The sequence below is a fragment of the Mesorhizobium sp. WSM4898 genome, assembly GCF_029625845.1.
GTDB lineage: Bacteria > Pseudomonadota > Alphaproteobacteria > Rhizobiales > Rhizobiaceae > Mesorhizobium.
This window is the reverse complement of the sequence record NZ_JARTVQ010000002.1, coordinates 1167682-1179032: the sequence shown is the minus strand read 5'-3', so window position 1 is coordinate 1179032 and position 11351 is coordinate 1167682. Positions and strand designations below refer to the sequence as shown.

At 63.3% G+C, this 11351-nt stretch carries 12 protein-coding genes; 7 read left to right on the top strand and 5 right to left on the bottom strand.

The genetic code is table 11. From position 1 onward, the window contains the following. Positions 1-2 precede the first annotated feature (2 nt). Positions 3-725, bottom strand: a complete 723-nt coding sequence (gene flgF, locus P9228_RS13085; protein ID WP_067002386.1) for a flagellar basal-body rod protein FlgF — start codon at positions 723-725, stop codon at positions 3-5. Between the two features lie 7 nt (positions 726-732). Next, the gene (locus tag P9228_RS13080; RefSeq protein ID WP_067326092.1) at positions 733-1509 is read right to left on the bottom strand and encodes a DUF1217 domain-containing protein; all 777 of its coding nucleotides are present in this window, start codon (positions 1507-1509) and stop codon (positions 733-735) included. 144 nt (positions 1510-1653) lie between these two features. Here P9228_RS13080 and motA point away from each other — a divergent pair, with 144 nt between their 5' ends. The 6 genes from motA to P9228_RS13050 are packed head-to-tail and all read left to right on the top strand — an operon-like array spanning position 1654 to position 6540. Next, positions 1654-2529 (top strand): flagellar motor stator protein MotA, encoded by an 876-nt coding sequence (gene motA, locus P9228_RS13075; protein ID WP_067002381.1) that lies wholly within the window; start codon positions 1654-1656, stop codon positions 2527-2529. Between the two features lie 34 nt (positions 2530-2563). Continuing rightward, positions 2564-3499: a FliM/FliN family flagellar motor switch protein gene (locus P9228_RS13070; protein ID WP_278053809.1), complete on the top strand. Its 936-nt coding sequence runs from the start codon at positions 2564-2566 to the stop codon at positions 3497-3499. Between the two features lie 30 nt (positions 3500-3529). After that, on the top strand, positions 3530-3916 hold the full coding sequence (gene fliN / locus P9228_RS13065) for a flagellar motor switch protein FliN (protein ID WP_278053807.1): 387 nt from the start codon (positions 3530-3532) through the stop codon (positions 3914-3916). 43 nt (positions 3917-3959) lie between these two features. Beyond that, positions 3960-4976 carry a flagellar motor switch protein FliG gene (locus tag P9228_RS13060; RefSeq protein WP_278053805.1) on the top strand — a complete coding sequence of 339 codons (1017 nt, stop codon included), beginning with the start codon at positions 3960-3962 and terminating at the stop codon, positions 4974-4976. Between the two features lie 24 nt (positions 4977-5000). Beyond that, complete coding sequence (flhB, locus tag P9228_RS13055) at positions 5001-6083, top strand: flagellar biosynthesis protein FlhB (protein ID WP_095800430.1); 1083 nt, start codon at positions 5001-5003, stop codon at positions 6081-6083. A 19-nt stretch (positions 6084-6102) separates the two neighbouring features. Continuing rightward, complete coding sequence (locus P9228_RS13050; RefSeq protein WP_067002370.1) at positions 6103-6540, top strand: hypothetical protein; 438 nt, start codon at positions 6103-6105, stop codon at positions 6538-6540. A gap of 35 nt (positions 6541-6575) precedes the next feature. Here P9228_RS13050 and P9228_RS13045 read toward each other — a convergent pair whose 3' ends face one another. The 3 genes from P9228_RS13045 to P9228_RS13035 form a co-directional block, all read right to left on the bottom strand. Further along, on the bottom strand, positions 6576-7346 hold the full coding sequence (locus P9228_RS13045) for a helix-turn-helix transcriptional regulator (protein ID WP_278053802.1): 771 nt from the start codon (positions 7344-7346) through the stop codon (positions 6576-6578). Beyond that, a complete protein-coding gene (locus P9228_RS13040) occupies positions 7343-8053 on the bottom strand; it encodes a LuxR family transcriptional regulator (protein WP_278053801.1) in 711 nt (236 codons plus the stop codon). The genes P9228_RS13045 and P9228_RS13040 overlap by 4 nt, the downstream gene beginning before the upstream one ends. Before the next feature lie 429 nt (positions 8054-8482). Continuing rightward, a complete protein-coding gene (locus P9228_RS13035; protein WP_278053800.1) occupies positions 8483-9514 on the bottom strand; it encodes a histone deacetylase family protein in 1032 nt (343 codons plus the stop codon). Positions 9515-9683: 169 nt separating this feature from the next. Between P9228_RS13035 and P9228_RS13030 the strand changes: the two genes are divergently transcribed. Beyond that, positions 9684-11342 carry an amidohydrolase gene (locus P9228_RS13030; protein WP_278053799.1) on the top strand — a complete coding sequence of 553 codons (1659 nt, stop codon included), beginning with the start codon at positions 9684-9686 and terminating at the stop codon, positions 11340-11342. The last annotated feature ends 9 nt before the right edge of the window (positions 11343-11351 follow it).

The following is an 11351-nucleotide window of genomic DNA, read 5'->3' as shown; positions in this document are numbered from 1 at the left end:
CGTTACTTGTCGCCGAGCGTCTTAATCGCATCGTCGGTGGACGAAGCACTCTGCCGGATCAGCGCAGCCGTATTCTCGAAGGCGCGCTGCACCTGGATCAGCCGGGTCATCTCCAGCACCGGATTGACGTTGGATTCCTCGAGAAACCCTTGAGCTACGCCGACATCGGAGCGGTCGGTGACCGGTTCCGGGGTCCGCGCGGGAACGATGCCCGAATTGCCGTAGCGGACGAAATTGGCGCCGGGGTCGAAATCGTAGAGGCCGATGGCGCCGACGAGCTGGTCGTTTTGGCGTAGCGAGCCATCGGCGCCGGCCTTGGGCGGACCGTTGCGCGGATCGAGCTGGATCGGCGCGCCGCCGCTGTCCAGCACCGGATAGCCTTCGATCGACATCAGCTCGCCGTTCTCGTTCATGGAGAAACGGCCGTCGCGGGTCATCACCGTGCCGGCCGGCGTCTCGATGGCGAACCAGGCGTCGCCTTGGATGGCGAAATCGAAAGGATTGCCGGTTTCGGTCAGCGAGCCGTGCGCGCTGGAAAGATAGGTCTTGCCGGAGGATGCGAAGGATACCGACTTCGGCCCGGTGCCGGAGACCACGTCCTCGAATTTCACGCCGGTGGCGCGAAAGCCGATGGTCGAAGCGTTGGCGACATTGTCGGCGATGGTGTCGAGACGGCGTTCGAGCGCAATCTGCGAAGATAGGGCGACGTAGAGACTGTCCTGCATGGTGTTCTCAGAACTTCAGCTTCTGCATGGCCATCATCAGATCGGTCGAGATGCCGACCGTGGTCGGCTGCGCGAACAGCACGCTGACCGAGGTCACGGCAGTGGTCGTCGGGTTGTTGATCTCCCACAGGCTGGTGAAGCGGGTAAGGAAGGTGTTCAGCTTGTCGGGATCCTTGAAGTCGGCGATATCGAGCTTCTGCTCGAACATCTGCGCCTGCTTGTCGATGTCGGCCGACGCGATGGAGTCGGGCAGGCCGAGAGCCGTGCGCACCACGCTCGAAAGGGCCGTGTCGGCGAGCACGTCATACCAGCTGTTGATGTCAGGCGCCTTACGCTGGAAATAGAGCGCCAGCCGCACGCCCTGATTGGTCTCGCCGGCATTCTCCTCCAGCGTCTGGCGCATGTATTTGTCGACCGCGCCTTGCTGGGCGGAAGGATAGAGCGTGGCGGTCGAGCCGTAAGCCGCAAAGTTGAACGCTTTGACGAAGTCGGCGTAACGTTTGTCGCTCAGCTTGTTGGCGAAGCTGTCGGAGTCGGACACGCCTTCCTTGAGCGCCTTGACCATGAAGGCCTTGGCATAGGCCATGTCTTCCAGCCCGTACGCCTTCATCGCGTAGTTGAACAGCCGAGTGTTGTTGACGAAATCGTCGATGCTTTTGACGTTGCCGATATTGGCCAAATAGTAGTCGGTATCACGCTTCACGACGGGCTGCGACTCGACCTGGTCGATTGCCTTTGGGATGTCCTTGGCGATGAGCTGATAGCTCGTATAGGTGTTCAACATCTGCGCCTCCGGCCGAAGCTTTCCGGTGACGATAGCGATGCTTCCTTGTGCGAGGCTGAATCGGTTTCCGCATCGCGATTCAAGCCTCACACAAGGCACGAGGACTATCCCTGATCCCCGACGTGACATGCGGAAGGACCTGTCGTGGGTATTCTGATCGGACTTGTGGTGACGCTTGGCTGCGTGCTCGGTGGCTTCATGGCCATGGGTGGGCATCTGCATGTGCTGATCCAGCCTTGGGAAGCGGTGGTCATCTGCGGCGCAGCGCTCGGCACTTTCCTCGTCGCCAATCCGATGAAGACGGTCAAGGACACCGGCAAGGGCATTCTCGAGGCCTTCAAGCAGGCCGTGCCGAAGGAGCGCGACTATCTCGAAACGCTTGGCGTCCTGCACAGCTTGATGCGCGAGTTGCGATCGAAGTCGCGCAGCGAGGTCGAGGCGCATATCGACAATCCGGAAGAGTCGGCGATCTTCCAGGCGTTCCCGACGGTGCTCAAGAACCACGACCTGACGCATTTCATCTGCGACTATTGCCGCATCATCATCATCGGCAATGCGCGCTCGCACGAGATCGAGGCGCTGATGGATGAGGAGATCCAGACGATCCGCACCGACAAGCTGAAGGCCTATCACGCGATGGTCGCGGTCGGCGACGGCCTGCCGGCGCTCGGCATCGTCGCGGCCGTGCTCGGCGTGGTGAAGGCGATGGGCGCGCTCGACCAATCGCCGGAAATTCTCGGCGGGCTGATTGGTGCTGCGCTCGTCGGAACCTTCCTCGGCATCTTCCTGTCCTATGCCGTGGTCGGTCCGGTCGCCACCAAGATCAAGACGGTGCGCGAGAAGAAGAACCGCCTGTACATCATCGTCAAGCAGACGCTGCTCGCTTACATGAACGGCGCCTTGCCGCAGGTCGCGATCGAGTTCGGCCGCAAGACCATTTCGTCCTATGAGCGTCCTACGATCGATGCCGTCGAGCAGAGCACGATGAATACCGGCACCGCCGAGAAGAAGGCGGCCTGAGCATGCAGAACTTCAGCCGGGGCCGTTTGGCGTCATGACCAGTCCGGCAAGTCCGTCGCAAACCCGGGCTCTCATCATCGAGCGTCTCGTCGGCGACAGCGGCGAGGCCGCGCAGGTGATCGGCGTCGGCCGCGGCATGGCCGAGCGCTCGCTGCCGCTGCTGCAGAAAGCACTTTCCGCAGAGCTGGGCGCGCCGGTCACCGTCGACCTGCAGGCGGTCGAAGTGGGACGTGTCCCCGATGCGCGTATGCGCGCCGGCGAAACCTTCGCCATGACTATCGTTCCTTCGCCGACCTCGGCCGACGCCATGACGCTCGTCATGGACGCGCCGGCGATCGCCGTCATGGTCCAGGCGCTGTTCGGCGGCGATCCGGACCAGCCGGTGGCGCCGATCGAGCGCGACCTGTCACAGATCGAGACCGACGTCGCCACCACCGTCTTCCAAGAGGTCGCGATGGCGCTGAACGGATCGGGCCGGCGTTCTCTCGAGCTGCGCCAGCCTGTCCCGAGGGCGATGTCCGGCAACGAGGCGAAACGGCGCGTGCTACGCGACGGGGCGGCGGTTCGCATCATCTATGGCATCTCGACGCCGACCGACACCGGCACGGTGACGGTGATGATCCCGCAGCGAATCCTTTTGGCGACCCGCGGCGCCACCGCCGATCACGGCGGCGACCAGACGACGGAATTCGACTGGCGAGCCCGCTTTTCGGAGGAAGTGATGCGCTCGGCCGTGCGGCTCGAGGCCACCATGCCGCTCGCCCGGCTGTCGCTTGGCGATCTCGCCGCCTTCCAGCCCGGACAGGTGATCGAGTTCGAGGAAGATGCGCAGCTGCAGGCAAAGCTCAGCGCGCGCGACAAGACGCTGTTTGTCTGCGAGTTCGGCAAGCTCGGACAGAACTACACGGTCCGCATCCGGCATCCTCACGATGGCGGGCAGGATTTCGTCGACGGATTGGTGCCGGGCTGAGGCCTGGCTTGGGATTATTGGAGACGAGGCATGGCGAAGACCAAGGTGGAAGCCGAACCCGAAGCCGACCAGCCGGACGAACAGCTCGACCGCGCCATCGAGGAATTGCGCGGCGTGCTGCGGGAGGAGGAGAACCGCCCCGACGCCGCCCTACAGGCCGGCGCCAATTCCTCGATCATTATGACGATTCCGGTCGATGTGCAGATCATTCTGGGCAGCACCGAAATGCCGGTGTCGGAGCTGATGGCGCTGCAGAAGGGCTCGACGGTAGCGCTCAACCGCCGCATAGGCGAGCCGGTCGACGTGGTGGTCAACGGCCGCAGAATCGCGCGTGGCGAGGTCACGGTGCTTGAACACGATCCGACACGCTTCGGCATCAGGCTTACCGAAATCAACGCTGCTACCAAGAGCTCCTGAGCATGGACGGCGAGAGCATTCACCGGCAGTGGAGCCATGCCCAATGACGTCGTTGACGCTGACGCGCCCACAAAAGGCCGCCGCCATCCTTGTGGCGATGGGCAAGCCCTCGGCCAGCCGGCTGCTCAAATTCTTCAAGCAGGAGGAGCTGAAGGCGTTGATCGAGGGCGCGCGGCTGCTGCGCACCATTCCGCAAACCGACCTGGAGCGCATCGTTGCGGAATTCGAGGCCGAGTTCACCGAGGGCGCAGGCCTGCTCGATTCGGCGGACCGGATGGACACGATCCTCAACGAATCGCTGTCGCCGGAGGAAATGAGCGCGATCATGGGCGAGAAGAAGTTCGAGCCCGCTCCTGAGGGACCGCCGCCGATCTGGCCGGATCTGGAAAAGCTCGAGCCGACGCGCCTGGGCACCTTCCTCGCCGGCGAACACCCGCAAACGTCCGCCATGGTGCTGTCGAAGCTTGCGCCGCAGACCGTGGCCAATGTGCTGCTGACGATGGAAAAGCCGATACGCAGCCAGATCATCAAGCGCATGGTGACGATGGCCAACATTCCGGATGCGGCAGCCAGGATCGTCGAGAACCAGTTGCGCGCCAGCGTGCTTTCGCAAAAAGCGACCAGGGACACCTCGGTCGGCCAGGAGCGCGTCGCCAGCGTGCTCAACGAGATGGCCAAGCCCGAGCTCGACGAACTCATGCAGGATCTGGAGGAAGCGGGCACGCCCGATCTGGCCGGGGTCAGGTCGCGGCTGTTTGCCTTCGACGACTTGCCGCTGCTCGCCCAGAAGGCGCGCGTGCTTCTGTTCGACGGGCTGTCGACGGAGCTCGTCACACTGGCTTTGCGCGGCGCGCCGGCGGAGCTGACCGAATCCGTGCTGTCGGCGATCGGCGCTCGCTCGCGCCGCATGATCGAATCCGAGCTCGGACAGGGATCGGAAGGTATCGCGCTGGCCGACATCATGGCGGCGCGAAAGACGATCGCCGTGGCGACCATTCGTCTCTCGCGGCAGGGAGCGTTCGAGCTTCCCTCGACGCAGACCACCGCCGAAGCCGCCTGACGATAGCGATGCGGTCAGGGCACCATGGCTGACGCGGTCGACAAGGATTCCAAAACCGAGGAAGCCACAGAAAAGAAGATCCGCGACACGATCGAGCAGGGCAAGCTGCCTCACTCGCGCGAGACGGCGATCTTCGCTTCCTTCCTCGCCATACTGGTGTTCAGCGTCTTTTACGCCAAGGACGCCATCGTCAATCTCGGCATGTTCCTCGCCATGTTCCTGGAAAAGCCGGAAGCCTGGCCGATGGACACCGAGACCGACGTCATCGAGCTCTACAAGACCGTGCTGTTCGAAATCGGCCGCGCCGTCGTCAGCCTGCTGGTGCTGCTGGTGGTCGCCGGCGTCGGCGCTTCGGTGTTCCAGAACATCCCGCAATTCGTCGGCGAACGGATCCGGCCGCAGCTGTCGCGCATTTCGATCGCCAAGGGCTGGAGCCGCCTGTTCGGCGTGCAGGGCTTTGTCGAATTCGCCAAGTCGCTGGCCAAGCTTGCCTTCGCCATCGCCGTGCTCGCCTTCACGCTGTCGGAAGATCACCGCAGGCTGCTCGCCGGCATGATCACCAACCCGGTGTCGTTCGGCATGGTCATCCGCGGCATCTTCGTCGACATATTGGTGGCGATCGTCTTCGTCATGGGGGCGGTCGCGGTCGCCGATATCGTCTGGTCGCGCTTCCACTGGCGGCGCGACCTGCGCATGACCAAGCAGGAAGTGAAAGACGAGCTGAAGCAGTCGGAAGGCGATCCGATCGTGAAGTCGCGCCTGCGCTCGCTGGCGCGTGACCGGGCGCGGCGGCGCATGATGACGGCGGTGCCGCGCGCGACGCTCGTCATCGCCAATCCGACGCACTATTCCATCGCGCTGAAATATGTGCGCGAAGAGGACTCCGCTCCGCTGGTGCTCGCCAAGGGCCAGGATCTGGTGGCGCTGAAAATCCGCGAGATCGCGAGAGAGAACAACATCCCGATCTTCGAGGACGTGGCGCTTGCCCGCTCCATGTACAAGCAAGTTTCAGTTGATAGCGTGATCCCGTCGCAATTCTACCAGGCGGTCGCCGAATTGGTGCGGATCGTCTACTCGAAGAAGGCCGAGCGAAAAGTAACCCAATGATCGGACGCTGTTTCTATCCATGAACCGGCAACCACACGCCAATTCACGCGAGCAGATCGTCGCCAATGCCATCCAGGACGTGGTGGGCGAGCTGCGCCTGATCGAGGTCGCGGATTATATCGCCTTTATCCGGCTGGAGCATTTCGCCTGCCTGTCGGACCTGGTGGACTCGGCTGCGGAGCTCTATTTCCAGCCGGGCACGCTCAGGCTCGGTCATGGCGGCGAAGCGCATGTCGACTGGAGCGGCAGCCCGCGCATCGTGCTCGATCTCGAGCTTCGGCCGCGCGGCGTAACCGTCTATTTCCAGCTGATGCTGACCGGGCAGGGCACGTCCGTGATCGTCAATTACGTCTCTTTCGAGAAGCCGGGCGAGACGCCGGAGCACAACACCGCCCTGCTCGAGGACGCGATCGACGAGGCGCGCATCCGGAGGACCGAGCCGCTCGCTTTTCCCTGACGATGTTTCAGGTCTCGGCGCCTGGCCTGGGCGAGCTACTCGATCAGGCCAAGGCGCAGCGCCTTCGCGACCGCCTGGTTGCGGTTGACAGCGTTGAGCTTCTGCGTCGACTGGGTGAGATACTGGTTGGCGGTGTGCACCGACAGTTTCAGGAGCTTCGCGATCTCCTCGCTGGTGTTGCCGTTGGCGGTCAGCTTCAGGCATTCGAGTTCGCGCTTGGAAATGGCGCGCGTCCTGCCGGTTTCGCTTGGACGGATGCGGGCGACCGACGCAAACAGGGCAAAGCAGCGCGCGTGGATTTCACATAGCGTGTCGTCCGAAAGGGTCATATCCGGCCCCAGGAAGACGAGTAGCCCGCACTGGCCGCGCTCCGCATGCACCGGAAAGGCGATGCCGTCGGTGCCGGGCGCGAGCGGCGCGGTCGGTTCGGACCATGCCAGGCTCCCCAACCTCTGCTGCGAAACGGCCATGCCGCTGTCGGCCCACCAGCGCGGCGTCGTCGAGATGCGGCTGTGGCGCACCATTTCCTCGCCGCTGGCGCCCGAGATGAATTTGGTGGTGAGGCCGGTCGACGGATAATCCGAATCGAAGCAGGCGACCAGGCGCGCTCGCTCCAGCGAGGGGCTGACGAAGAAGAGTCCGAAACCAGAAGCGTTGATATCGACCGCGATCCAGCGGCAGCGGCGCACGGCGTCCGGAATGGTCACCGCGTGATGCGTCTCCGATCCGAGCGAGAAGGCGCCGAACGGATTGCGCTGCTCGTTGAAAAGGGCGGCAGCGGCCTCTTTGATCTGTGCGTGCTTCAAATGATGCCGCTCCTGATAGCGGTCGCAATCGCCATCGCGCGGTTCGAAGCCGCGAATTTCTGGATGGCATGCGTGATGTAGCTGTTGACGGTGTTCGACGAGACGCCAAGGATGAGGGCCACCTCGTCGGTGGTCTTGCCCTCCGATACCCAGAACAGGCATTCGCGCTCGCGGTCCGACAGCGGATCCTGCATGGATGCCGCGGCGATCAATTGCGGGATGCTGGATAACGCGTAGCAGCATTTCAGCTGCGCCTTCATCAAGGCCGTAAGGTCGATCTTGGCGGGCTCGGCGGCGGAAAACAGCACGAAAAGGCGCTGGCGGCCGACATTCAACCTCAGCGAATAGATCTCGGCGTGGCCGAGCACATCGAGCAGCCGCGCTTCCTCGCCGCTCAGTAGCGTGCCGGCGTCGGGCGCATGCGCCGCGACCAATGCCTTGGGGCGCACGCCCGGCGCTGCCGTCAGCGGGCCGAGCGCGAGATTGGCAATCAGCCGCTTGCCGATCAACTCGATGGCGTCGAAAATCCAGTTCGACGACACGATACGCGCGTCGTTTCGATCCTGATCGTGCACCATGGCGACCAACATATAGCTGTCGGCGCCGATATCCGCTGAAAGCTGCATGAAGAAACTGGTGAGATCGCCGCGCGACGCCAGGCGCGAGCCTGAAGCGTCGGAATGAAGAAGCGCGGCGGGACTGCTCATTTTGATATTCTGACCGGAATCGATCCTTGCGCCCGGTGCTGGCATTGGCCAGCGCTCGGACCCGAAACGCGTCACGTTTACGAAGACACACCCACGGGCGCGCACAGCGCCCAACCCAGCCGAATCCTTACAGGGAACGCGAAGCCGTCCGCGTCTGGTACCGGCAGGACGCCGGAACTTGAGACTTTGGGTGGTCGCCGCGCCCCCCGTGGACCGGCTGATTCGGGTCTAATCTACCCGCAGATGAATCCGACATCAAACGCGATTTGACAAAATCGAATCCGCTGGACTCGTGTTGCGACTCAGCGGCTGCTCATCGCGTTGCTTGGGGGTGGCTTCAGAGCTGCACCGAGCCGATGATTTCCCGGTGAAATCGAAAAAATAACGCTTCGTTGCAGGCGGAAGCGCGTCCTTTTGATCAGATATGGCTCAGCGGTCCTCGAAGCCGGTCAGCACGCCGACGGCGTTGATGCCGATTTCCTCAACCGCGTAGCCGCCTTCCATGACGAACAGCGTCGGCAGGCCGAGCTTGGCGATGCGCCGGCCGATCTTGGGATAGTCTTCGCTCTTCAGCTTGAACTGGCTGATCGGATCCTTCTCGAAGGTGTCGACGCCGAGCGAGACCACGACCACGTCCGGCGCATAGGCGGCAAGCTTGGCACAGGCGTCTTCCAGCGCCGCGTTCCAGCCGTCCCAGTCGGTGCCGAAGGGCATCGGGTAGTTGATGTTGAAGCCTTCGCCTTCATCCTCGCCGCGCTCGTCGGCATGGCCGAGGAAGAAGGGGTACTCGACCATCGGATCGCCATGCAGGTTGAGCACCTGGACGTCGCCGCGGCGATAGAAAATCTCCTGCGTCCCATTGCCGTGGTGGTAATCGACATCGAGGATCGAGACACGGCTTGCGCCCTGGTCGCGGAACCATTGCGCGACGACGGCGGCGTTGTTGATGAAGCAGTAGCCGCCCATGAAGGCAGCGCCGGCGTGGTGGCCGGGCGGGCGGCAGAGCGCGAAGGCGGTCCGCTCGCCGCCCTTGACCAGGGCGGCCGCCGTCAGCGCGACGTCATAGGATGACTTGATCGCCTTCCATGTGCCTTCGACGAAAGTGGCGCCGGCATCGAAGGAATAGTAGCCGAGCAGGGCGTCGATGCGCTTCGGCGGGACATCGCCGCGCAGGCCGCGCGTCGGCCAGGTGAAGCCCATCGCCGAGCCCTTGAAGCCGGCGGCAACCCATTCCGGCCAAACTGTCGGCAGGAAATCGATGTAGTGCGCTTCATGCACGCGCTTGGCGGCGGCAAGGGCGTGCTCGGCCGGCCCGATGATCGGCCCCAGCTTCTCGCTTTCCACCCTTGCCTTGATGAATTCGGCCCGCGAGGGCTTCTCGAAACCCGGTACAATCGCCGAGGTGACCAGTTCCATCTGGCCGGCGTGACCGGCGTGAAGCGGTGAAAAAACTGTCTTCATTTTGGGAGTTGGCTCGCTGTTCGAGTTCTGGTAACGGGGCCTCAAACAGCTTTGTGGCAGAGAGTTCCGGCGCCGCCAAGGGGCATCTCAGTTTGTCGTTCGGGCCAGCATGGGACGGCTTGCCAGACGCCAATACTCTGCTAGCCTAGGCGCAAATCGGGAGAAAATGATGCCGCAAACGGCCGATCTTATCGTCGAGAACGCCAGCATATTGACGATGGATCCGGATACCCCCGCCGCCCAGGCCATTGCCATCAAAGGTGATAAGATAATTGCGATCGCAGATCGCGATAGCGTCCGCGACTGCAAAGGCCCTGCCACTCGTGTCGTCGATGCTCAGGGCGGCTCCGTCCTGCCGGGCTTCATTGAAGCGCACATGCATTTGTTCGGCGGCGCGGCCGAGCTCGACAATCTGCATCTTGCAGGCGTCCAGGGCTTCGACGCGCTTCGCGACGCGATCCAGGGCTTTGCGGCGAAGCGTCCGAAAGCTGGGCTGCTGCTCGGCGCCGGTGTAGACTATGCGATCCTGCCCGAGCCGGTGACCCGCCATCACCTCGACCGCATCATTCCCGACCGGCCCTTTGCCATGTCGGCCTCTGACCATCACACGATGTGGGCGAACACCAAGGCGCTGGAAGAGGCCGGCCTGCTGCATGGCAAGCAGGTGGGACCAGGCAACGAAATCGTCATGGGCACGGACGGGCTTGCCGCCGGCGAGTTGCGCGAAGGCGAGGCGTTCGGTCCCGTGCTCGCCCATTTCGGCGCGAACCGGACACGGCTCGGCCTCGAAGGTGCGGAGCCGGATCCCTATCCGTCGGCAGCGGAGCTTGCCGCCGACCGAGACCTCATGCACCGCGGGCTTGAGTGGTGCGCAAAGCACGGCATCACCTCGATCCAGAACATGGACGGCAACCTCTACCAGCTCGAACTGCTCGCCGGGCTGCAAGAGGAAGGACGGCTCATCTGCCGCACCAAGATCCCGTTCCACTTCAAGAATTTCATGAAGCTGGACATGCTGGAAGAAGCCTCGCGCATGGCGGCGGCGTACAATTCCGAGTGGCTGTCGTCCGGCATGGTCAAGGTCTTCTACGACGGGGTGCTGGATTCCTGGACCGCGGTGATGGTCGACGATTATGCCGACCGTCCGGGCTGGCGCGGCGAGCCGCTTTTTTCCCCCGAGCATTTCGCCGAGGTTGCGGTCGAAGCCGACAGGCGCGGCCTGCAGATCGCCGTTCATTCGATCGGAGACGGAGCGGTGCGCGCCGTGCTCGACGGTTACCAGGCGGCAGCGAAGAAAAACGGCAGGCGCGACAGCCGGCACCGCATCGAGCACATCGAAGTGGTCACCCCGTCCGATGTGCCGCGTTTCGCCGAGCTCGGCGTGCTCGCCTCGATGCAGCCGCCGCATCCGCCGGGCGCGATGAATTTCCCGCTGGAGCCGACGATCTCGCGCATTGGCCATGATAAGTGGCCGCTGAGCTATGCCTGGCGCACCTTGAAGAATGCCGGCGCGCGGGTCGTCTTCGCATCCGACTGGCCGGTCTCGCCGGTTGACCCGATCCTGGGCATCCAGGCGGCGGTCTTGCGCAAACCTTGGGCAGAAGGCCTGCCGGACCAGAGCTTCTCGCTGCATGAAGCGATTGCCGGCTACACGGTCGAAGGCGCCTATGCCGAGTTCATGGAACACCGCAAGGGGCGCCTGAAGCCCGGATACCTCGCCGATATCGTGGTTTTGTCGGCCGATATCGAGAAGACGGCGCCGGAGGCGCTGCACACCGTGCGGCCGGTCACCACCATCTGTGGCGGCAAGATCACTTTCCAAGCTTAGGATTGACTA